Here is a 25,059-nt window from a genome sequence, read left to right on the forward strand (position 1 = left end):
GGCTTGCGTTTGCGTGGGCCGGTGGATCGCGCAGCATTGCGCGCGAGCTTCGAGGCGATCGTCGCGCGTCACGAGACGCTGCGCACGCGTTTCGTCGCGGATGTCAGTGGGCGCGTCGAGCAATGGGTCGATTCGCAGAGCGGGTTGGATTGGCGTGAAGCGACGATTTCGGATGCGGAGGTCGATGCAGCCGCGCGCGCATTTGCCGCCGAACCGTTCGATCTGCGCGAAGGCCCGCTGCTGCGCATCGCGTTGTTCAGCGCGAGTGAAGACGATCATCTGCTCGCGCTGGCGATGCATCACATCGTCTCGGATGGCTGGTCGATGCAGGTGCTGCTTGATGAACTGGTATCGCACTATCGCGCTCAGACCTTGGGTGAAGCATCGAAGCTCGCAGCATTGCCCGTTCAATACGCCGACTATGCCGCGTGGCAACGCGACTGGCTCGACGCGGGCGAGCGCGACCGGCAACTGAGCTACTGGCGCGCCACACTCGGCGATGAACATCCGGTGCTTGCTCTGCCCACCGATGCACCGCGTCCGGCGCAGGCGGCGTATCACGCGGGACGCTATCGGGTGAGCGTGCCCGCCGCGCTCGCCGAAGCGGTTCGCGTGCGCGCGCAGCAAAGCGCGATGACGCCGTTCATGGTGCTGCTCGCCGCCTTCCACGCGCTGCTTTATCGCTACACGGGACAGCAGACGGTGCGCGCGGGTGTGCCGGTGGCGAACCGTCATCGCGTGGAAACGGAAGGGCTGATCGGGTTCTTCGTGAACACGCAGGTGCTGCAAAGCCGTATCGATGCCGCGACAAGCACGGAGACGTTGCTCGCGCAAGTGCGTGAAGCGACCCTGGGCGCGCAGGCGCATCAGGACCTGCCCTTCGATGCGCTGATCGATGCACTGCGTCCCGAGCGAAGCCTTGCGCACACGCCGCTGTTCCAGGTGATGTTCAATCATCAGCGACGCGACTGGCGCGTGTTGCAGCGTCTGCCGTCGCTGGAGATCGAGCCGTATGCGCTGCCCGCGCAGATGGCGCAGTTCGAACTGCTGCTCGACACACGCGAGGAGAGCGACGGATCGATGTCGCTTGAATTGAGCTATGCGCGGGAGTTGTTCGAAGCAGATACGATCGCGCGCATGGCCGAGCACTATCAGGCGATGCTTCGTGCGGTTGTTCAAGGAACGCAGCCTGTAAGCGCCGTGCCGCTGCTAGGCGATGCGGAGCGCGACGAGATCGAAGGATGGAGTCGCAACGCGCAACGTTACGAACACGCGGAACCGGTGTTTCGCGGCTTCGAACGACACGCGGCGAGCTATCCCGATGACATTGCGCTGGTCTTCGGCGATACGCCGGTGAGCTATGGCGAACTCAATGCCCGCGCAAATGCACTCGCGCATTCGCTCATTGCACAAGGCGTAAGCGTCGAATCGAAGGTTGGCATCGCGGCTGAACGATCGATCGAACTCGTCGTCGCGCTGTTCGCGATCGCGAAAGCCGGTGCCGCGTATGTGCCGCTCGATCCTTCCTATCCGGCGGATCGGCTCGAAGCGATGCAGCAGGACGGCGGTATTCAACTCGCGCTGTGTCAGTCCGGAATCACCCTGCCTGAAGTCGAAGGCGTGAGACACGTCACGCTCGACGCAAGCCACGAAGACGCACGCAATCCCGGCGTCCGACTGCACGGCGCGAACCTCGCCTACGTGATCTTCACCTCAGGCTCGACGGGGCGTCCGAAGGGCGTGGGCAATCGTCACGATGCGCTGTTCAATCGTCTGACGTGGATGCAGCAGGCGTATCCATTGCAGCGCGGCGAAACCGTGTTGCAGAAGACGCCGTTCAGTTTCGACGTTTCGGTGTGGGAGTTCTTCTGGCCGCTGATGGTGGGCGCGCGTCTGGCGATCGCCGCACCGGGCGCGCATCGCGATCCGTTGCAACTGGCCGACACCATCGTGCGTCACGAGGTCAGCACGCTGCATTTCGTGCCGTCGATGCTGCAGGCGTTCATCGACAGCGAGCACGCGGCGCGATGCACGCTGCGCCAGATCATATGCAGCGGCGAGGCCTTGCCCGATGAACTGCAACGCAAGGTGTTCGAACGCTTGCCCAGCGTCGAGTTACACAACCTGTACGGTCCTACCGAAGCGGCGATCGATGTCACCGCATGGCGCTGTCGTGAAGAAGGGAAAGCGGTGCCGATCGGCGCGCCGATCGCGCACACCCAAACCTGGGTGCTCGATGAGCGCATGGAGCCGGTGCCGCGCGGGGTGGCAGGCGAGTTGTATCTGGGCGGTGCGGGCCTTGCACGCGGCTATCTTGGCCGACCCGGTTTGACGGCGGAGCGTTTCGTCGCCGATCCGTTCGCGCGTGAGCCAGGTGCGCGTCTGTATCGCACGGGCGATCTGGTGCGCTGGCGCGCGGATGGCGTGCTCGATTATCTGGGGCGTCTCGATCATCAGGTAAAGCTGCGCGGATTGCGCATCGAATTGGGCGAGATCGAAGCGCGGCTTGCGCAACTGGAGCACGTGCGAGAAGCCGTGGTGATAGCACGCGAGGGCAAGTTGATCGCTTACGTGACGAGCGACGCATCATTCGATGTGCAGCACGCGAAGGCGCAACTCGCGACGACGCTGCCGGACTACATGGTGCCGTGGCGCATCGTGGTGCTGGAAGCTTTACCGCTGAACGCGAACGGCAAGGTGGACCGCAAGACGCTGCCCGCACCGTCGGCGGAGGTGGATGAAGCGCAATGGGAAGCGCCGCAAGGCGCACTCGAAACGCAACTCGCGGCGATCTGGTCCGAGCTGCTCGGGGTCGAACGCATCGGCCGGAACGATAACTTCTTCGAGCTGGGCGGCAATTCGTTGATGGCCGTGCGGCTGAATGCGCGCATCGGTCTCGAATTGAACGCGAGCCTCGCGCTTGCCGTGCTGTTCGATGCGGCATCGCTGGGGGCGCTTGCGCAGGCGATCGAAAGCGCGCGCGACCGAAGCCCGGGCGATCAGGCGCTGGACGAACTCGACACCTTCCTCGACACCCTTTGAGCACGACTCATGGATAAGGACAAGGCTACGCGCATCGCGCGCCGCTTCATCGAACTCCCGCAGGACAAGCGCCGGCTCTTCTGGCAAAAGATGGTCGAGGAGGGCGTTACGCCCGCGCAACTACCGATTCTCGCGCGCGAAAGAGCGGCCCCCGACGCGCTTCCGGTTTCGTTCGCGCAGCAGCGTCAATGGTTCCTGTGGCAGTTGTCGCCCGAGAGCAGCGCGTATCACGTGGCGGGTGGCTTGCGTTTGCGTGGGCCGGTGGATCGCGCAGCATTGCGCGCGAGCTTCGAGGCGATCGTCGCGCGTCACGAGACGCTGCGCACGCGTTTCGTCGCGGATGTCAGTGGGCGCGTCGAGCAATGGGTCGATTCGCAGAGCGGGTTGGATTGGCGTGAAGCGACGATTTCGGATGCGGAGGTCGATGCAGCCGCGCGCGCATTTGCCGCCGAACCGTTCGATCTGCGCGAAGGCCCGCTGCTGCGCATCGCGTTGTTCAGCGCGAGTGAAGACGATCATCTGCTCGCGCTGGCGATGCATCACATCGTCTCGGATGGCTGGTCGATGCAGGTGCTGCTTGATGAACTGGTATCGCACTATCGCGCTCAGACCTTGGGTGAAGCATCGAAGCTCGCAGCATTGCCCGTTCAATACGCCGACTATGCCGCGTGGCAACGCGACTGGCTCGACGCGGGCGAGCGCGACCGGCAACTGAGCTACTGGCGCGCCACACTCGGCGATGAACATCCGGTGCTTGCTCTGCCCACCGATGCACCGCGTCCGGCGCAGGCGGCGTATCACGCGGGACGCTATCGGGTGAGCGTGCCCGCCGCGCTCGCCGAAGCGGTTCGCGTGCGCGCGCAGCAAAGCGCGATGACGCCGTTCATGGTGCTGCTCGCCGCCTTCCACGCGCTGCTTTATCGCTACACGGGACAGCAGACGGTGCGCGCGGGTGTGCCGGTGGCGAACCGTCATCGCGTGGAAACGGAAGGGCTGATCGGGTTCTTCGTGAACACGCAGGTGCTGCAAAGCCGTATCGATGCCGCGACAAGCACGGAGACGTTGCTCGCGCAAGTGCGTGAAGCGACCCTGGGCGCGCAGGCGCATCAGGACCTGCCCTTCGATGCGCTGATCGATGCACTGCGTCCCGAGCGAAGCCTTGCGCACACGCCGCTGTTCCAGGTGATGTTCAATCATCAGCGACGCGACTGGCGCGTGTTGCAGCGTCTGCCGTCGCTGGAGATCGAGCCGTATGCGCTGCCCGCGCAGATGGCGCAGTTCGAACTGCTGCTCGACACACGCGAGGAGAGCGACGGATCGATGTCGCTTGAATTGAGCTATGCGCGGGAGTTGTTCGAAGCAGATACGATCGCGCGCATGGCCGAGCACTATCAGGCGATGCTTCGTGCGGTTGTTCAAGGAACGCAGCCTGTAAGCGCCGTGCCGCTGCTAGGCGATGCGGAGCGCGACGAGATCGAAGGATGGAGTCGCAACGCGCAACGTTACGAACACGCGGAACCGGTGTTTCGCGGCTTCGAACGACACGCGGCGAGCTATCCCGATGACATTGCGCTGGTCTTCGGCGATACGCCGGTGAGCTATGGCGAACTCAATGCCCGCGCAAATGCACTCGCGCATTCGCTCATTGCACAAGGCGTAAGCGTCGAATCGAAGGTTGGCATCGCGGCTGAACGATCGATCGAACTCGTCGTCGCGCTGTTCGCGATCGCGAAAGCCGGTGCCGCGTATGTGCCGCTCGATCCTTCCTATCCGGCGGATCGGCTCGAAGCGATGCAGCAGGACGGCGGTATTCAACTCGCGCTGTGTCAGTCCGGAATCACCCTGCCTGAAGTCGAAGGCGTGAGACACGTCACGCTCGACGCAAGCCACGAAGACGCACGCAATCCCGGCGTCCGACTGCACGGCGCGAACCTCGCCTACGTGATCTTCACCTCAGGCTCGACGGGGCGTCCGAAGGGCGTGGGCAATCGTCACGATGCGCTGTTCAATCGTCTGACGTGGATGCAGCAGGCGTATCCATTGCAGCGCGGCGAAACCGTGTTGCAGAAGACGCCGTTCAGTTTCGACGTTTCGGTGTGGGAGTTCTTCTGGCCGCTGATGGTGGGCGCGCGTCTGGCGATCGCCGCACCGGGCGCGCATCGCGATCCGTTGCAACTGGCCGACACCATCGTGCGTCACGAGGTCAGCACGCTGCATTTCGTGCCGTCGATGCTGCAGGCGTTCATCGACAGCGAGCACGCGGCGCGATGCACGCTGCGCCAGATCATATGCAGCGGCGAGGCCTTGCCCGATGAACTGCAACGCAAGGTGTTCGAACGCTTGCCCAGCGTCGAGTTACACAACCTGTACGGTCCTACCGAAGCGGCGATCGATGTCACCGCATGGCGCTGTCGTGAAGAAGGGAAAGCGGTGCCGATCGGCGCGCCGATCGCGCACACCCAAACCTGGGTGCTCGATGAGCGCATGGAGCCGGTGCCGCGCGGGGTGGCAGGCGAGTTGTATCTGGGCGGTGCGGGCCTTGCACGCGGCTATCTTGGCCGACCCGGTTTGACGGCGGAGCGTTTCGTCGCCGATCCGTTCGCGCGTGAGCCAGGTGCGCGTCTGTATCGCACGGGCGATCTGGTGCGCTGGCGCGCGGATGGCGTGCTCGATTATCTGGGGCGTCTCGATCATCAGGTAAAGCTGCGCGGATTGCGCATCGAATTGGGCGAGATCGAAGCGCGGCTTGCGCAACTGGAGCACGTGCGAGAAGCCGTGGTGATAGCACGCGAGGGCAAGTTGATCGCTTACGTGACGAGCGACGCATCATTCGATGTGCAGCACGCGAAGGCGCAACTCGCGACGACGCTGCCGGACTACATGGTGCCGTGGCGCATCGTGGTGCTGGAAGCTTTACCGCTGAACGCGAACGGCAAGGTGGACCGCAAGACGCTGCCCGCACCGTCGGCGGAGGTGGATGAAGCGCAATGGGAAGCGCCGCAAGGCGCACTCGAAACGCAACTCGCGGCGATCTGGTCCGAGTTGCTCGGGGTCGAACGCATCGGCCGGAACGATAACTTCTTCGAGCTGGGCGGCGATTCGATTCTCGGTTTGCAGATCGTGGCGCGCGCGCGTCAGGCTGGATGGATGCTGAGCGCGCGTCAGGTCTTCGAGCATCAGACGGTCGCGCAACTAGCCGCCGTCGCGAGCGAATTACCGCAGGAACAAACACAGCAAACCGACGACACCGACGGGCCGTTCGCGCTCCTGCCGATCCAGTCGTGGTTCTTCGATCAGTCGATGCCTTCGCGACAGCACTGGAACCAGTCGGTGTTGCTGGAACGCGCGGCGAAGCCCGATCTCGCGCATCTCGAGGCGGCGCTTCGAGCGCTCGTCGTGCATCACGACAGCCTTCGGCTGCGCTTCGAGCACACGCGCGCGGGTACTTGGCTTCAGCGCCATACTGAGTCCGAATCCGTGTCGATACTCTGCATCGCCGATGCGGTCCGCAAGCGTGATATCGAACGCCTGTGCGACGAGGCGCAACGAAGCCTCGACCTCGAAGAGGGCCCGCTGATTCGCGCTGTCGTCATGTCGATCGATGACGGCACGTGGCGACTCTTCGTCGTCATCCATCACCTGGCGGTGGATGGCGTCTCGTGGCGCATCCTGCTCGACGATCTTCAGCTCGCCTGCGCCCAGTTGGCAGCCGGCCGGGCGATCGCGTTGCCGCCGCGCACCACTTCATACCGCGCGTTCGCGCGCACTGTGCAAGCGGCCGCGCGCTGGCCGTCATTCGCTGCACAGCTCGACTACTGGCGCGATGTGACAGGCGTTCCCGCAACGCTGCCGCGCGCAGGGAACGATGCGCCCGCGTCCGTGCGCGCAACCGCAACGCTGGACCGCGACATGACCCGCCGCCTGCAGCAGGACGCGCACGCCGCCTACCGCACGCAGATCAACGACCTGCTGCTCGCGGCGACGGCGCGCGTGCTGTGCCGCTTCGCCGCCGTCGATGCGCTGCGCATCGACCTCGAAGGCCACGGACGCCAGGCGCATCTTGGCGATGCCGACCTGAGCCGCACCGTCGGCTGGTTCACGTCGCTCTATCCGGTCGTGTTGCGCACCGCCGCCGATCCGGCATCCACGATCAAGCGCGTGAAGGAAACCTTGCGCGCCGTGCCCGACGCGGGCCTAGGCTTCGGCATGTTGAAGTATCTCGGCGATGACGCTCAACGGGCAGCACTCGGCGATGCGGGCAATAGCGACGTCGTCTTCAACTATCTGGGTCAGTTCGGCGGTGCACTCAGCGCTGAATCGCAATGGCGCCGCGCGTGCGAACAGACGGGCGCGTCGCAGAGCGAGCAGGCCGTGCCTGCTCACGCGCTCGAAATCCTCGCGCAGGTGATGGACGGGGAGCTGTCGATGACCTTGCTGCATCGCGAGGGCAATCGTTACGATGCGGCGACGCTCGAACGCCTCGCGCGCGACTTCGAAACCGAGTTGCACGCGTTGATCGCGCATTGCACCAGCGGCGCGCGCGGCATCACGTCTTCCGACGTGCCGCTCGCCGCGCTCGATCAGGCCACGCTCGATGCATTGCCGCTCGATCCGGCGAACATCGCCGATGTCTATCCGCTCGCGCCGATGCAGACGGGCATCGTATTCCACAGCCTCCTCGGCGCGCAGGCGCACGCGTATGTAAATCAGTTGCGCGTCGATATCGACGGCCTCGTTTGCGCGCGCTTCCTCGCCGCGTGGGAGACGGTCGTCGCGCGCCACGACGCGCTGCGCACGGGCTTCATCCAGCTCGATGACGCGCCGCGCCAATGGGTCGCGCGCGCTGCGAGCCTGCCCGTCATCGAAGAAGACTGGCGCGGTCGCGAAGCGCTGGAGGCCGCACTCGATGCGCTGGCACATGCGCAACTCGCTCAGGGCTTCGATATCGTGCGGCCGCCGCTCATGCGCATCGCACTGGTGCGCACGGGCGAGCGCCGGCATCACCTGGTGTGGACGTTTCATCATGCGCTGCTCGACGGCTGGAGCATGGCGCAGGTGCTCGCCGACGTGCTGCGCCTCTACGAAGGCGCAAGCGTCGATGCGAAGCCGCGCCGGTATCGCGACTTCATTGCGTGGCTGCAAGCGCGGGATGCGGCGCGAGCGGAAGCGGACGGCTGGTGGCATACGCTGCTTGCGCCGCTCGAAGGACCGACGCATCTGGCCGCGTCGCTGCCGCGTCCGCCGGCGAGTGCCGATGCGTCCTTCGGCGATCTGCCGTTGACGCTCGACGCCGCACGTACCGCGCGTCTCACGCGCTTCGCGATGCGTCAGCGCGTAACGCTGAACACGCTCGTGCAGGCCGCATGGCTCATGCTGTTGCAGCGCTATACCGGCGCGCGCACCGTGAGCTTCGGCGCGACCGTGGCGGGTCGGCCCGAAGCGCTCGAAGGCGTCGAAAAGATGGTCGGGCTTTTCATCAACACGGTTCCCGTGGTCGCATCGCCGGAGCCGAACGTGAGCGTCGCGCAGTGGCTCGACGCGATTCAGCGCCAGAGTCTCGCATCGCGCGAGCACGAACATGTCGCGTTGTACGAGATCCAGCGTCTCGCGCGGCTGGAGGGCGGCCAGGCGCTGTTCGACACCATCCTGGTGTTCGAGAACTATCCGCTCGACGACGCCTTGCGTGGCGCAGCGCACGGCGGCCTCGCGTTCTCGGGAATCCGCGCGCGCGAGCAGACGAGCTATCCGCTCACGGTATCCATCACGCAGCGTGCCGGCACGTCCGATGCCGGATTGCGCATCGACTTTTCCTTCGCGCACGATGCATTCGATGAAGCGAGCATCGCCGGTATCGCGCGGCATCTGTCGAATCTGCTCGACGCACTCGCGTTCGACCCGTCGCGCGCGCTCGCCGATGTTCCGATGCTCCATGCAAGCGAACTCACGCAATTGCAGCGCATCGGGCAAGGCAGCGCGCAAGCGCTCGACGCGACGCCGGTGCATGAACGCATCGCGGCCATCGCGCGGATATACCCCGACGCCTGCGCACTGGTGGCGGGCGCGGAATCGATCAGCTACGGCGAACTCGAAGCTCGCGCGAATCGCGTCGCGCATGCGCTGCACGCGCATGACGCCGGTGCGGAATCGCGCGTCGGCATCGCGCTCGCCCGTTCCATCGACATGATCGTCGCGCTGCTCGGCGTGTTGAAGTCCGGCGCCGCCTATGTGCCGCTCGATCCTTCGTATCCGGCCGACCGGCTGGCCTACATGGTGCGCGATAGCGGCGTGCGCATCGTGCTGACATCAGCGTCAGCGATGGCGACAGGGGCGGCGTCGCTCGACGGGCTCATCGCGCTCGATGTCGCGCGCTGCGGCGAGCGCTTTCCCGACGCGGCTCCCGCCATCGCCGTGAACGGGACGCAGCTCGCGTACGTCATCTACACGTCGGGATCGACCGGCGAGCCGAAGGGCGTCGAGATATCGCACGCGGCGCTCGCGCAGCACACGCAGGCCGCGACGAAGCTGTCGCGCATACAGTGCGACGACCGCGTGCTGCAGTTCTCGACCTTCAGCTTCGACGCGTTCGTCGATCAGCTTTTCCCCGCGCTGTGCGCGGGCGCGGCAGTCGTGCTGCGCGACGACGCATTGTGGGACAGCGCGCGCTTTCTGCGCGAGGTCGAGGCCCATCGCATCACGATCGCCGATCTCACGACCGCGTATTGGAGCACGCTCGCGCTCGATTTCGCGAACGACGCGCGCGCACGCGATGCGCTGGCGACGCTGCGACGCGTTCAGGTGGGCGGTGAAGCGATGTACGGCGACGGCGTGCGCGCATGGAAGGCGGCGGGGCTCGGGCACATCGAACTGGTCAACATGTACGGCCCGAGCGAAGCCACCGTCACCGCGATTGCATTCGATTGCGCGCCGTATCTGCGCGAGATCGCCGATGCGCCTGCACGCATACCGATCGGCACGCCGCTCGACGGCCGCCGCGTCGCCGTGCTCGATGCAGGACTCGCACCGGTACCTGTCGGCGTCGCGGGCGAGCTTCACATCGGCGGCGAATTGCTCGCGCGCGGCTATTGCGGCAGACCCGCGACGACCGCCGAGCGCTTTATTCCCGATCCCTTCTCGGCGTGTGGCGGCCGGCTGTATCGGACGGGCGACATCGTGCGCTGGAACGCGCGCGGCGAGCTCGACTATCTCGGACGCGTCGATCATCAGGTCAAGGTACGCGGCTATCGCGTGGAGCCGGGCGAAATCGAGGCGCATCTGCTGCGCATGCCCGACGTTCAGGAAGCCGTGGTGGTCGCGCATGCGACGGCGGGCATGACGCGGCTCGCCGCCTTCGTCAAGGCCGATGCCAGCGCGACCGATCTGCGCGCGCGTCTCGCGGCCGAGCTGCCCGATTACATGGTGCCCGCGACGCTCACGGTGCTTGACGCGATGCCGTTGAATCCCGCCGGCAAGATCGATCGGCAGCGCCTGCCGCTCGACGAGGCGCACGACGACGAACGCCCGTTCGAGCCGCCGGCAGGCGAATTCGAGCAGGCGCTCGCGCAGGCTTTGAGTGATGTTCTGCACGCGCCGCGCGTAGGTCGTCACGACACGTTCTTCACGCTGGGTGGCGATTCGCTTGCCGCAATGCAGGTGCAGGCCGCGCTTCGTCGTAGAGGCATCGAAGCGCCCTTGCCCGTGCTGATGAGCAATCGCCCGCTGCATGACGTGGCGAGGACGCTGCAGGACGCGCAAGGCACGAACGATCGGAATGCAGCTGATGCGGCCTCGATGCTCGACTTGATTTCGGCGCTTTGAGCGAAGTCATGAAGCAACAGATTCCTCGATTAAATGCGAATCATTTGCAAGTAAGGGCGCTCCTCGGTTATAGTCGCCGCGGGTGTTTTCCGAGCATTTCTATCCGTTTTCGCGGCACGTTAGCTTCCATTGAGGCCGCGATGACTTCATTAATGTAAGTTATTTGAAAAGAAAGGCTGGGCATGAAAGCGCGCAGGCATAAGAACGTCATGGCAAGAGGAGAGCGGGCCAATCAGGCGCACATCGCGCGAGGCTTGCGCAAGCGCAATATCACAATCGCCGCGCTCGTCCTGTTTGGCGGCGCCGCGCATGCGCAGAGCGCGGGTTCTGGCATCGATCCGGCAGCGCCTCAGACCGCGCAGCCCTCGAATCCTGGCGGTGCGAATCAGCAACTCAATCCGGTGATCGTCACGGGCGAGCGCGAGAACGAAACCGCGACGAGTCCCGTCGATGGCTACGTGGCGAGGCGCAGCGGCACGGGCACGAAGACCGATACGCCAATCGTCGAGACGCCGCAGTCGATATCGGTCATCACCGCGGACCAGATCCAGGCGCAAGCCGCGCAAACGGTGGGCGAAGCGCTGCGCTACACGCCCGGCGTGGTCGGCGAGCAGTTCGGCGGCCTGGACACAACGGTCGACTACTACACCGTGCGCGGCTTCCAGCAGACGATGCCTTTCGTCGACGGCCTTTCGACCCAGACTTTCTTCACTGTGCTCTCGCCGACCTACAACACGTACGGTCTCGAACGCATCGACGTGTTGCGCGGGCCTGCGTCCGTGCTGTACGGTCAGAACATTCCGGGCGGTATGGTGAACCTCGTCAGCAAGCGGCCGACCGCCGATCCGCTGCATGAAGCGTCCATCGAAGTGGGCAGCCGCGGGCTCATCGGCGGGCGCGTCGATCTATCCGGTCCAGTGAACAAGGACGGCACGCTGCTTTATCGCTTCACCGCCGATTCGAGCAGCGAAAGCACCCAGACCGCTTTCGTGCAGGACAAGCACATTTTCGTGGCGCCCGCGCTGACGTGGAAACCGAACGCCGACACGACCTTCACGCTGCTCTCGCACTTCAGCTATCGCGACACCGGGCGTCAGAACGTCGACTTGCCTGCCATCGGCACGCTGTACGGCAGTCCGTTCGGACGCATCGGCACGGGCACGTTCCTCGGCGAACCGCAGTTCAACGAATATCGCCGCACGGACGAGGCGATCGGCTACGAACTGGAACATCGCTTCAGCGATATCCTCACCGTGCGCCAGAATCTGCGTTACTCGCATACCCACCTCAACCAGAAGATCGTCGGCGATGCCGGCCTCGAAGACGATCTGCAGACGCTCGACCGCTATGCGTACGCGGCACGTGCCAGCTCCAACGTCTTCTCCGTCGACAACCAGGCGCAGTTCAAGTTCGGCACGGGGCCGGTCGAGCATACGGTGCTCGTAGGTCTCGACTACACGCGCTCGCTGGATAGCTGGGACGAGCTCGATGCGCTCGAAGTGCCGTCGATCAACGCCTACGCACCGGTGTATAGCGGCGCGAGCAGCATCGTGTTGCCGGATGCGCCGGACTTCAGCGTGCACGACACGCTAAATCAGGTCGGCCTTTATGCACAGGATCAGATCCGCTTCGGCAAGCTCGTGGCGACCCTCGGCGTGCGGCAGGACTGGACCAGCACGAAGCAGTACGACAACGTCGCCGGGACGAACACGCAGGACAACGACGCGAACCGCTTCACGTACCGCGCGGGTCTCGTCTATCTGTTCGACAGCGGCTTCGCGCCCTATGTGAACTACGCGACTTCGTTCCAGCCGGGCTTGGGCACGACCTTCGACGGTTCGGCGCTCAAGCCGACGACGGGGCAGAGCGTCGAAGTGGGCGTCAAGTTCCAGCCGAAGAACCAGAAGAGCTTCGCGATGCTGTCGCTGTACAACATCAAGCAGAAGAATGTCGTCGAGCCGGACTTCGATCACCCGGACGGCAACTTCGTCGTGCAAACGGGCGGCGTGCGCGTGCGCGGCGTCGAATTGTCGGGCGTCGCGGACCTCGGCAGCGGTCTTTCGCTCACCGCCGCCTATACGTACATGGACGGCAAGATCACCGACAGCGATCAGGGCTACGCGGGCAATCGTGCGGCGAACGTGCCGCACAACATGGCAAGCCTCTGGCTCGACAAGACCTTGCAGACGGGGCCGCTCAAAGGGCTTGGCTTCGGCGGCGGCATTCGTTATATCGGCTCGCAGTTCGGCGATCAGGCGAATACGCTGAAGCTCGCTTCGACCACGCTCGTCGATGCCGCGCTGCATTACGACATTCCGCACTGGCGTTTCTCGGTCAATGCGCAGAACCTGTTCGATCGTATCTATGTGAACTGTCAGAGTGATACGTACTGCAGCTATGGCCTGCGCCGCAGCGTGATCGGACGCGCGACGTATCAGTGGTAATCTGCGTGCTTCGCGCATGGCAGCCTCGCAGTTGAATACTCGAGGCCGGCGCAGGTTGCCGGCATCAGAAGGAGAGCATGGATGTCGCTAATCTGGTATTTGATCCGCAATTCGCGCTCGACCCTGCTTGTCGCGATGGTCACGAGCGTCATCAGCGGCCTCGCAAGCGCGGGGCTCGTCGCGCTCATCAATCAGGCGCTCGGCGCGTCGCGCGAGACGCTCGGCGAGCTCGGTCTGAAGTTCCTGGCGCTCAGCGTTCTGGTGCTCGTCACGCGAGCGGTGTCGTCGACACTCTTCATGAAGCTCGGCCAGAACGCCAAGGCGACGCTGCGCATGGGCACGATCCGGCGCATCGGCGCGGCGTCGTTTCAGCATCTGGAGAAGCAGGGCGCGGCCCGCGCGTTGTCGGTGCTGACCGCCGATCTCGACTCCATCGTCGTGTTTTTCGTGAGCCTGCCGAATCTCGCGATGCAGGGCGCGGTCATCGCGGGTTGCCTGATGTATCTCGGCTACCTGTCGTGGCAGATCCTGCTGTTCGCGCTCGTCACGATCTTTCTCGGTTCGCTGGGCTTTCATCTTGCGAACACGCGCGCGGAGTTCCATTTGCGCGCCTCGCGCCGCCGTGAAGACGACCTCGTCAAGTATTTCCGCGCGCTCTTCGACGGCGCGAAGGAACTGAAGCTGCATCGTCAACGCAAGGAAGCGTTCATCGACGACACGCTCGCGACCAATGTCGAAGCCGTGCGCGTGCAGAGAACGCGGGGCTACGTGCTGTATGCGGCCGCAGCAAGCTGGGGCAGCTTCATCTTTTTCGCGTTCATCGGCTGCGTGCTGTTTCTGCTCACGCGCTTTTATCCGGTGCAGGGGCCGGTGATGTCCGGCTACGCGATGATCTTCCTCTACATGATCATGCCGATCGAAGGGCTGCTCTCCGCGTTGCCGAGCATCAGCTCGGCGAAGGTTGCGATCGAGCGCATCAATGCGATCAACGCCGACCTGCCGCCCGAAAATACCCTGCCCGCCAGCGAAGCCACCGCGTTCGACAGCGTCGTGCTGGAAGGCGTCACGCATCGCTATTACCGCGAGCGCGAGGATGAAGTGTTCACGCTCGGGCCGATCGATCTTTCCTTCGTGCCGGGCGAACTGGTCTTTCTGATCGGCGGCAACGGCAGCGGCAAGACCACGCTCGCGAAGATGCTCGTCGGTCTCTATGCGCCCGAGGGGGGCCGCATTCTGCTCAACGGCAAGCCCGTCGGCGAAGCGGAGCGCGATATCTACCGGCAGCATTTCTCGGTTGTCTTCAGCGACTTCTATCTATTCGAAGCGCTGCATGGGCTGAAGCTCGACGGCCTCGACGCGCGTGCGCATGCGTTGCTCGAAGCGCTGCATCTGGATCACAAGGTGAAGATCGAGAAGGGCGTGTTCTCGACCACCGATCTCTCGCAAGGGCAGAGAAAGCGTCTTGCGCTCCTCGTCACCTATCTGGAGGACCGCCCGTTCTATGTGTTCGACGAATGGGCCGCCGATCAGGACCCGGTCTTCAAGGATGTGTTTTATCGCCGGCTGCTGCCGGATCTGAAGGCGCAGGGCAAGACGGTGCTCGTCATTTCGCACGACGACCGCTACTTCCATCTTGCCGACCGCTATATGAAGCTCGATTACGGTCAGCTCGTCGAGGAAGGGCGCGGTGAGCAGTTCGCCCATGAGCACGGTGCGGGTCACGCGCGGGAACGCGTTTCGCTGGGATAACACCGCGCAGTGAAGACTTGTCATTCCCCGCAGAACCCGCGACGTCGCCGCGTGTTGGGCGCGCTCGCGTGTCTGCCGTTGGCAACGCGTGCGCACGCGGGTGCGCCGTCGCGCGTCGCATCGCTGAGCTGGGCGGGCGCGCAGATTCTCGCGTCCATCGGCGCGTCCCCGATCGCGCTCACCGAGCTCGACAGCTATCCGGAAGTCGGCGCGCTGCCACCGATGCCGCCGGGCGTGATCGAACTCGGATCGCACAGCGAGCCGAATCTCGAACTGCTCGCGCAGCTCAAGCCGGATCTCATCGTGCTCGATCAAGACCAGTCGAATGTCGAAGCGCAACTGCAACGCATCGCGCCGACATTCACGATCGATATCTACGATGCGCAGCGCGGCAAGCCGCTCGCGCGCGCGGTCGAGGAAACCGCACGGCTCGCTGCGCGCCTTGATCGGCTGGCACAAGCGCGCGCCTATCTCGATGAGGTCGACCGGCATCTCGCCACGCGCGCCGCGACGATTGCGACGCTCGACGTGCCGCCTGTGCTCGTCGTCGATCTCTACGACGACGGCCGCCGCTTTTTCGTTTATGGACCCAACAGCATGATTCACGACGTCATGACGCGGCTGAAGATCGCCAACGCGTGGCGCGGCGACACCGACGCCGGCTGGGTGCTGCTCACCGTCGAGGATCTCGCTCCGATGGCCGATGCGCAGATGTTCTACATCAGCCACGGCGCGCGAGACCGGATCGCGCTCTCGAACCTGGTGCGCAGCCCGCTATGGCGCAGCTTGCCCTTCATCGCGCAGGGGCGCTTCCACCCGCTGCCGGGCTTTTTCACCTACGGCGCGGCCTCGTGCGCGATCCAGTGCGCCGATGGCCTCACGCAGGGGCTTGTCGCGACAACGCACAGCGGGAGCGGCGCACGTGGCTGAGACCGTTGCCATGAACGCCGCGCCGCGCCGTTTCCACATGCATCCCGCGTGGCTCGTCGCTGTGCTGACCGGCTGCGCGTTCGCGCTGTCGCTACGCCACTTCGCCCAGCTTCTGCCCACGAACCTGTGGTGGCGCGCGCTCGTCGATCCCGACCTGCGTGATCTGCGGCAGATCGTCGTGCATGAAAGCGTCGTGTCGCGCATCGCCGTGTGTCTGCTCGGCGGTGCGCAGCTTGCGCTCGCGGGCGCGATCTTCCAGCAAGTGCTGCGCAATCCGCTCGCCGAACCGACGACGCTCGGCGTGTCGGCGGGCGCATCGCTCGCACTCACGGTCGCGACGCTGTTCGCGCCGCAGTGGCTTTTCGGCGGGCAGGAATGGGTCGCGCTCGCCGGCGCGGTCGCGTCCGTGCTGCTCGTGCTCGCGCTCTCGTGGCGGCGTCGGCTCGCGCCGGTCGCGCTGATTCTCGCGGGGCTCATCGTCACGTTCTATTGCGGCTCGCTCGGCGCGGTGCTCACGCTGTTTCATCGCGAGACGCTGCAATCGCTCTTCATGTGGAGCGCGGGGTCGCTGTCGCAGAACAACTGGGACGCGCCGCGCACGCTGCTGCCGCATCTCGCCGTCGGCGCGGTGCTCGCGGCCATGCTCGTGCGGCCGCTCACGATGATGTCGCTCACCGATGCCGGCGCTCAGTCGCTCGGCGTGTCGCTGCGCGTGGTGCGCTTTGCGGCGCTCGCGCTGGGCGTGTTCCTGAGCGCATCGGTGGTGGCGTCGGTCGGCGTCATCGGCTTTCTCGGCATGCTCGCGCCACTCGTCGTGCGACTCGCAGGCGCACGGCGTTTTCGCTCGCGCCTCGTGTGGGCGCCGCTGTTCGGTGCGGCCCTGTTATGGATCACCGACGAACTCGTGCAGATGATCCCCGGCGGGCGCACCGGCTTGCCGACCGGCGCGGTGATGTCGCTCGTCGGCGCGCCCTTCGTGTTCTGGCTGCTGCCGCGTCTGCCCGCGCTGCCCGATACGGTCGATCTGTCGGCGGGAACGGTCGGGTTCCGGCGGGTGCATCTGCCGCGCTGGATCGCGCTCGGCATCGTGCTGCTCGCGGTGGCTGTCGCGCTCGGATTGACGCTGGGCGGCTCCCCGGACGGCTGGACGTGGGCGCACGGCGCCGGCTTCGATGCGCTGTTGCCCTGGCGCGCGCCGCGCGTGGCCGTCGCGCTCGCGGCCGGCGCGATGCTCGCGGTCGCAGGCGCGATCCTGCAACGTGTGACCGGCAACTCGATGGCGAGCCCGGAAGTGCTCGGGATCTCCGCGGGCGCGTCGCTCGGCGTGATCGCACTCGCGTTCGTCGCGCCGGAAGCGGGACGTGTGCTGCAGACCGGCGCGTCGGGCGCAGGCGCGTTTGCCGCGCTGGTCCTGATGCTCGCGCTGGGTCGCCGCTATCACTTCGCACCGGAGCGCATGCTGTTGCTCGGGGTCGCGCTCGGCACCGCGTTCAGCGCACTGGTGAGCGTGCTGCTCGCCACCGGCGATCCGCGTCTCACCAATCTGCTCGCGTGGCTCTCCGGCTCGACCTACGGCGTCACCGCCAACGCTGCGACGTTCGCGTGTGCCGCGCTCGCTGTGCTGCTCGCCGCGGCGCTGTGCTTTGCGCGCTGGCTCGATATCCTGCCGTTTGGCGAGACGCTGTCGCGCAGCCTCGGCGTGGGGCTCGGCGCGAGCCGCATCGCGCTGATGCTGCTCGCCGCCGCGCTGACAGGGGCCGCCACGATGGTGGTCGGCCCGCTCAGCTTCGTCGGCCTGATGGCGCCGCATCTCGCGCGCATGCTCGGCTTCCGGCGTGCGTCGGCGCAGCTTGCAAGCGCCGCGATCCTCGGCGCGCTGGTGATGGTCGTCGCCGACTGGCTCGGGCGCAACATGCTGTTTCCGTATCAGGTGCCGGTCGGGCTGCAGGCGACGCTCGTCGGCGGGCTTTATTTCATGTGGCTGATGCTGCGCGGACGCACCGCGCTCTGAACTATCGATGACCTCGAATCTCGCGACTTACGACGCCCCGGCGCCCGACCACCTTATCTATCAGATCGACGACGCGTCGTTCTCGCTCGGCGCGCGCATGCTGCTGCATCCGCTGCGCCTCACGCTGCCCGCGCGGCGCGTGTGCGGGCTCATCGGTCATAACGGGTCGGGCAAGAGCACGCTGCTCAAGCTGCTCGCGCGGCAGCAAACGCCCACTTCCGGCGAGATCCGTTTTGCGGGTAAGCCGCTTGCGGACTGGGAGAATCGCGCGCTCGCGCGCAAGGTCGCCTATCTGCCGCAGCAGCCGCCTGCCGCCGATGGGATGACCGTGCGCGAACTCGTTTCGCTCGGGCGGTATCCGTGGCATGGCGCGCTCGGGCGTTTCGGCGTGCGCGACGGCGCGAAGGTACTGGAGGCGATGGAGTTGACCGATGTGGTGCGCTTCGCCGAGCGCCCCGTCGACAGTCTTTCGGGCGGGGAGCGTCAGCGCGTGTGGCTCGCCATGCTGGTGGCTCAGGACAGCGACTGCCTGCTGCTCGACGAGCCGATTTCCGCACTCGATATCGCGCATCAGATCGAAGTGCTCGGCCTCGTGCGCGAACTGAGCCAGAAGCGCGGCCTGTCGGTCGTCGTCGTGCTGCACGACATCAACATGGCGGGACGCTTTTGCGATGACCTCATCGCGCTGAAAGGCGGCCGTCTTCTTACAAGCGGACCGTCTGCGGATCTGATGCGTGCGGATACGCTCGAAGCCATCTATGGCATTCCAATGGGCATCGTCCCGAACCCGCGCGACGGCACGCCGATCAGCTTCGCGCATTGATCACGAGCTTATGCATCGACTCTTCTTTGCACTTTGTGCAGCCGCGTTGCTGTGCGGCTGTGCCTTGCAACACGATTCATCGGACAAGGATTACCACGCGAGCATCTGGCGTACCCAGGACGGTGTGCCGCATATTCGCGCCGGCGATTGGGGCAGTCTGGGCTATGGCGTGGGCTATTCTCAGGCTCAGGACGATCTCTGTACGCTCGCGGATTCCTTCGTGACCTGGCGCGGCGAGCGCGCCGCGAACTTTGGTTCCGATGCGCGCGCGACGGCTCCGTCGTCGTTTGGCCAGCCGCGCAATCTCGATTCCGACTTCTTCTTTCGCCTGATGGCCGACGATGCGGCCGTGCAGCGCTACAAGTCCGCGCAGCCGCAGAAGCTCCGTCAATTGATCGACGGCTTCGCCGATGGCTACGATCGCTACGTCGACGAGCTGCACGCCGGCCGCTTTCCCAGCGCGCACGCGCAATGCGCGAACGCGCCTTGGGTCGGGCACATCAGCAACGACGATCTGTATCGCCGTCTGATCGCGCTCAGCCTCGCGGGCGGCGCAGCACGCTTTCTCGAAGGCATCGCGAATGCGGCGCCTCCGGGCGCGCGCAAACCCGATGAAACGCCTAAACAGCAGGTGTCGCTGAACGTGGGCGGGCACGTCGGCATCGGCAGCAACGCGCTCGCTTTCGGCGGTAGGGACACACGAGACGGGAAGAGCCTGCTCTTCGGGAATCCGCACTGGTTCTGGAACGGCCCGGACCGCTTCTATCAGGCGCAACTGACGATTTCTGGACAACTCGACGTGGCCGGCGTGTCGTTTCTCGCGGTGCCGGTGATCGTGATCGGCTTCAACGGCGACATCGCATGGACACACACGGTATCGAACGCGCGGCGTTTTGGCGTGTTCGAGCTGAAGCTCGCGCCCGATGATCCGACACGCTACATCGTCGATGGAAAGACCGAGCCGATGCAGCCTGTGCGCATAACCGTGAAGACACGCGATGGCGCAGCGGTCACGCGTATGCTGTACCGATCAAGCTACGGTCCGCTCGTCGATCTCTCGTCGATGGCGCCGCAACTCGCTTGGAGCGCTCAGCACGCGTTCGCGTTACGCGACGTGAATGTCGACAACCCACGCGCCTTCGCCAATTTTCTTGCGTGGAACCAGGCGAAATCGCTCGATGAGTTCGTGTCCATTCAGAAGCGCTTCGCGGCGATGCCCTGGGTCAACACATTTGCGATCGGACGCAATGATCCGCGTGTCTGGTTTGCCGATATTGGCGCAGTGCCGGATGCGCCGGATTCGCTCGTCGCCGCATGCACGACGCCGCTTGGCCGTGCGTTCGACGCGAAGGCGCCGGGCGTACCGTTTCTCGACGGTTCGCGCGCCGCGTGCGCCTGGGGGCAGGGCGCGCGTAATTCGGTGCAAGCCGGCGCGCTGCCCGTCGAGCGCATGCCGAGCCTCATGAACACCGATTATGTCGGCAACTTCAATGGCAGCTACTGGCTGACCAATCCGCGCACTCCGCTCACGGGCTTCGATCGCGTGATGGGCGAGACCGGCACGCCACAGTCGCTGCGCACGCGGCTCGGCCATGCGCTTGCCGCGCAGATCGTCGATGAACCCGCAGGCGCGACGCGCGATTCGCTGGAGCGCGCCGTGCTCGACAGCACATCGATGTCCGAGCGAATTGTCCGTCAGCCGTTGCTCGATTCGGTGTGCAAGCCGGGAAGCGAGCCGCGCGCGGTCGAGTTGAAGGAGAAGGGCGCACAGCCTGCCGTGGTCGATCTGAGTGTGCCGTGTCGCGTGCTGCGTGACTGGAATGGCACGGCAGCCGTCGACGCGCGCGGCGCGAATCTGTGGGATCAGTTCTGGCGCCGTGCGAGCGCGATCCCTGACGTGCAGCTATACGCCGAGCCTTTCGATCCGCAGCGGCCTCTCGTGACGCCCGCCGGATTGAAGCGCGCCAATCTCGAGATTGCGCGCGCGTTGGCTGCCGCAGCCGTCGCACTCACGCGCAACGGTTTCGCGCTCGACTCCGCGCGAGGGGACGTACTCTACGCGCTCGATCGTGGCGGCGCAAAAATTCCGTTGTACGGCGGATGCGATCCGGAGGGTTACTTCACAGTGGCGTGTCCGCTGCATGGCCTCGACAAACGTGGCCTCGTACTCGATCGCGATGCGCACGGTAACAGCTATGTGCAGGTGGTCGGGTTCGGCGACGACGGCCCGCATGCCGATACGCTGCTCGCGCATTCCGAATCGGACGATCCGGTGTCCCCGCACTATCGTGATGGCACCCAGCGCTATGCGCGCAAGGCGTGGTTACGGTTTGCGTTTTCGATGCACGATATCGAGACGTCGTCCGGCGTGAGCGAGACGGTGCTCGAAGCCCGCCGCGGGCGCTGAGCTCGCGGCGTTTCGCGGCGCGATCGGCGGTAGTCTATGTTCGAGGAAGCCCCGGTGGAAACATACGGAATGAGTCACGTGTGGTCGCAAGGCGATTTCGTGACGCGCGGCATTGCGCTGACATTGCTCATCATGTCCGTGCTTACGTGGACGGTCATTGTCATCAAAGGCGTGAGCGTGATGCGCCTGAAACGTCTGGCGAGAAACGCCGAGCGCGCGTTTAGGCAATCCGGGGACGTTGCCGACCATATCAGGGAACTCGCCACCGACACCGTGTTAAAGGGGGACAACCCGTTTCGTGCGCTTGTTTTGGCGGGTGAGGCGGCGCTGGAGCTTCATCACCAGTCCCAGCCGCACTTGCATGATCGGCTCGACGTTTCTGACTGGATCGCGAGGAGCCTGCACGACACGATGGACGATTGGTCGGCGCGCATGCAGCGCGGGCTTGCGATTCTCGCATCGATCGGCAGCACGGCGCCTTTCGTCGGTCTATTCGGTACCGTCTGGGGCATCTACCACGCGCTCGTCAGGATCGGTGTGACGGGACAGACCTCGATCGACCAGGTCGCGGGACCTGTCGGTGAATCTTTGATCATGACCGCGTTTGGGCTGTTCGTCGCAATTCCCGCCGTGCTCGGCTACAACGCTCTCGTTCGCGCGAACGGTACCCTTATTTCAAGGCTCAATCGCTTTTCACATGGCATACATGCAGTTTTTGTCACGGGATCAGGCCTGGCGTCAGCGCGACAGTGAAATATGCCTCGCCCGGCCGCCGAAGAATAAACCGGTCAACTGAATTTGCCAAATCAGACGCGAAGCGAAATGATTTTCGTTGCGGGTAGCATTCACGTCGCGGCCGTTTGAAACGTCTATCCTCAATCACATGGCGTCGTGAATCAGGAGGGTGAGATGCAAAGCGATCCGAAAGTCATCCAGTATCTGAACGCGGAACTGAAGTACGAGCTAACAGCCATTAATCAATACTTTCTGCATGCGCGCCTCTACAAGCATTGGGGTCTCGACTCGATCGGCAAGCACGAATATGACGAGTCGATAGAAGAAATGAAGCATGCGGACAAACTGATCGAGCGAATCTTCATGCTCGACGGGCTGCCCAACCTGCAGGATCTGGCCAAGCTTCTCATAGGTGAGGATGTACAGGAAGTCTTGCAATGCGACCTGAAGCTCGAGCAATCCGCGCAGGCGCATTGCAAGGAAGCGATCACGTACTGTGAGTCCGTGAAGGACTTTGTGTCGCGAGAGATCTTCGTTGAAATCCTAGACGACACCGAAGATCATATCGACTGGTTGGAGATACAGCTTGCCCTCGTGGACAAAGTGGGCATCCAGAACTATCAGCAGTCGGCCATGGGTTCGCCCGGTTGAGCCTTCGGAGGCAAGGGCTTCAAGATGTCCACAACTGGAGTAACTGGATCGTTGGGCAGCGTCCGGACTCGATGTTGTATCCGCAAGCTGATGTCGAACTTCGCCTATCTGCCGACATCCGGGCTGATATCCGCCCGGGCGTCGGCGCACACTTAGAAGTCAGTTCGCACAGCCAACATGACGTTACGTCGGTCACCGAACACGCTGTAGAACTGGCCGGGTGGACGAATGTAATAGCCTCGGTCGAAGATGTTGTTCAGTTGCAGCGTCGCTTCGAGATGCTTATTGAAGCGATAGCCGACCTGCGCATTGAAGATCGCGTACGCGCCTTGTTCGACACCGCGCGATATGCGTGTCTGGGCGAGCATGCCGCCGCCAACCGACACGCCGCGCATCACGCCCTGCGAGAATTGATAGCGCGTCCAAAGCTTGAAGAGATGCTTCGGGTCCGTGCCATCGGTGAGGCCAGGGACATCGTTCTCGAAATGCTCGTTCAGGTACGTGTAGCCTGCGTAGACGTTCCAATCCCGCATCGGCTGTCCGGCGACTTCGAGTTCGACGCCCTGACTGCGCGCCTTGCCGGCGGCGACGTAATAATATTGATGATCGGGATCGTCGACCGCGCGGTTATTGTCGTTGATGCGGAACAGCGCCACGGTCGTACTCAAGCGCCCGCCGAGCAGGCTGCTCTTCATGCCGACTTCGTATTGCTCGCCTGAGCGGGGCGGAATGCCCGCGCCGGAGAACGTCGTTTGGGTCTGGGCATCGAGAAAGCGTGCGTAATTCGCGTACGCCGTGAGCGCCGGCAAGATATCCCAGACGATCCCCGCCGACGGCAGAAAGCGATGGTTGATCTGCGAATTCGTCGTCCAATCGGAGACGTCGGGCAGCGTCGATTGCGTGCGATCCTGCACGAACGCTTCGCGCGCGCCGAGCAGGAGCGTCAGCGGATTCGCAAGCTTGATGCGCGCCTGCACGTAAATGCCGTACTGCACGGTGCGCTCGTTGGTGCCGAAGTTGAATGGCGTATCGACCTGCGGCACGGCGTTCGGATCGAACAAGCTGAAGGTGCCGCCGTCGAACGGGCCATCGACGGACTGGAATCCGGAAAGGGCCGTCGAGGACATCACCGAATAATTCGCGCCGACCGTCAGCGTGTGCGTCTGCCCGAAAAGCCGAATGGGACCGGACACGTTGCTGTCCGCGCCGAACCAGTCGTAGCTATTGCGCTGGTTCTGATCGCCGTAATAGCTGAGTCCATCGGCGGTTGCGCCCGGTCCCGAGTACGCGTAATACGCTCGCGTCAGCATGTGCCGGTAAAACAGCGTAGTCGACGACTGCCACCCGCTTTCGAAGCGATGCACGAGGTTCGCGTTGGCCTCCTGAATCGATGTGTACGACGTGTTCCAGCTCGGGCTGAAGTTCTGCGCATACGAACTGGGCACGCGACTGACGAGCGCGGTCTGGTCCGCGTTGAGCGCGCCGCTCGCGCCGTAGTCCAGACCGTACATCGGCAGGACTTCGTAGCCGCCGGAGAGCGAGAGTGTCGTGCGCGGCGTGAAGTCGTAGTCGATGGCGCCATAGGCCATGAATTCCTTCTGGCGCGCCCGGTCGATGGATTCATGCCCCGCCTCGCCGACGATCACCGCGCGCCCGCGCAGGCTGCCGTCCTTGTTGAGCGGACCGGTGACATCGATCGTCTGCCGCACGCTGCCGAAGGAATCGACCTGCGTGTCTGTTGTCAGATGGAATTGATTTTGCGGCCGCTTGCGCACGAGATTGACGATGCCGCCCGGCTCGCCCGCGCCATCGATGACACCGGCCGGTCCACGCAAGACTTCCACGCGGTCATACATCGCGAGATCGAACTGCGTCAAATACTGCAGGCCGCTGACGATAGGCGTGCCATCGAACTCGATGCCGAGCTGCGAGCCGCGCGCGCGGAAGTAGGCCGTGCCGTCACCGTAGCTGACGGAGCTGACGCCGGTCACGTAGCGCAGGGCGTCCTCTATCGTCGTGTCGTTACGGTCGTCCATTTGCTGGCGCGTGACGATGGAGACCGAATACGGCGTTTCCTTGACCGACTGCGCGCTCTTGCCCGCGATCGTCGCGTTTCTGGCTGCGTACGAGCCGGTGTCCTCGGTCGTTGCATCGGCGCCGGTGTTGTCGGTCACTGTCACGGCGGGCAACGTCACGTCGCCGCCCGCCGGCGTCGCGGGGTTGGCGCTCTGCGCGCGCGCGAGCGGCGACATCGAGCCGAGCATCGTCAGAAGCGCGAGCGCCAGCGGCGTCATGCACGGCACGCGAGCGCGCCATCCCGTCATCGGCACAGGCATCGCGCCGCGCTGGTCTTTCTTTATTCTCATGTTTCTCATCCCATCGTTGAATAGACAAACGGCGTCATCCCGCTGTGTGCGGGCTCGAATCGGATGGGGGACGTTCGTTTTATGTA

General features: G+C 64.4%; 11 protein-coding genes. 10 read left to right on the forward strand and 1 reads right to left on the reverse strand.

Annotated features, from left to right (window positions below; genetic code table 11):
- From NCS28_RS32320 to bfr, 10 genes are all read left to right on the forward strand, one after another.
- Window positions 1–3,042 (forward strand): non-ribosomal peptide synthetase (locus tag NCS28_RS32320; RefSeq protein WP_250517850.1); only part of this gene is annotated, 3,042 nt, incomplete at its 5' end.
- Between the two features lie 9 nt (window positions 3,043–3,051).
- Window positions 3,052–10,857, forward strand: a complete 7,806-nt coding sequence (locus tag NCS28_RS32325) for a non-ribosomal peptide synthetase (protein ID WP_250517851.1) — start codon at window positions 3,052–3,054, stop codon at window positions 10,855–10,857.
- Window positions 10,858–11,066: 209 nt separating this feature from the next.
- Complete coding sequence (locus tag NCS28_RS32330; RefSeq protein ID WP_250517852.1) at window positions 11,067–13,301, forward strand: TonB-dependent siderophore receptor; 2,235 nt, start codon at window positions 11,067–11,069, stop codon at window positions 13,299–13,301.
- An 81-nt stretch (window positions 13,302–13,382) separates the two neighbouring features.
- Window positions 13,383–15,050: a cyclic peptide export ABC transporter gene (locus NCS28_RS32335; protein ID WP_250517853.1), complete on the forward strand. Its 1,668-nt coding sequence runs from the start codon at window positions 13,383–13,385 to the stop codon at window positions 15,048–15,050.
- Window positions 15,051–15,101: 51 nt separating this feature from the next.
- Entirely contained in the window at window positions 15,102–15,980 is an 879-nt protein-coding gene (locus NCS28_RS32340; protein WP_250517854.1) for an ABC transporter substrate-binding protein, read from the forward strand.
- A complete protein-coding gene (gene fhuB, locus NCS28_RS32345) occupies window positions 15,973–17,991 on the forward strand; it encodes a Fe(3+)-hydroxamate ABC transporter permease FhuB (RefSeq protein ID WP_250517855.1) in 2,019 nt (672 codons plus the stop codon). Before NCS28_RS32340 ends, fhuB begins: the two co-directional genes overlap by 8 nt.
- A gap of 7 nt (window positions 17,992–17,998) precedes the next feature.
- A complete protein-coding gene (locus tag NCS28_RS32350) occupies window positions 17,999–18,814 on the forward strand; it encodes an ATP-binding cassette domain-containing protein (RefSeq protein ID WP_250517856.1) in 816 nt (271 codons plus the stop codon).
- 10 nt (window positions 18,815–18,824) lie between these two features.
- Window positions 18,825–21,221, forward strand: a complete 2,397-nt coding sequence (locus NCS28_RS32355) for a penicillin acylase family protein (protein ID WP_502801270.1) — start codon at window positions 18,825–18,827, stop codon at window positions 21,219–21,221.
- A 54-nt stretch (window positions 21,222–21,275) separates the two neighbouring features.
- Entirely contained in the window at window positions 21,276–21,974 is a 699-nt protein-coding gene (locus tag NCS28_RS32360; protein ID WP_250517934.1) for a MotA/TolQ/ExbB proton channel family protein, read from the forward strand.
- A gap of 156 nt (window positions 21,975–22,130) precedes the next feature.
- Entirely contained in the window at window positions 22,131–22,607 is a 477-nt protein-coding gene (gene bfr, locus NCS28_RS32365; protein ID WP_250517858.1) for a bacterioferritin, read from the forward strand.
- Window positions 22,608–22,759: 152 nt separating this feature from the next.
- Here bfr and NCS28_RS32370 read toward each other — a convergent pair whose 3' ends face one another.
- The gene (locus NCS28_RS32370) at window positions 22,760–24,973 is read right to left on the reverse strand and encodes a TonB-dependent siderophore receptor (RefSeq protein ID WP_250517859.1); all 2,214 of its coding nucleotides are present in this window, start codon (window positions 24,971–24,973) and stop codon (window positions 22,760–22,762) included.
- Window positions 24,974–25,059 lie beyond the last annotated feature (86 nt).

It is taken from the genome of Caballeronia sp. INDeC2 (assembly GCF_023631325.1).
GTDB lineage: Bacteria > Pseudomonadota > Gammaproteobacteria > Burkholderiales > Burkholderiaceae > Caballeronia.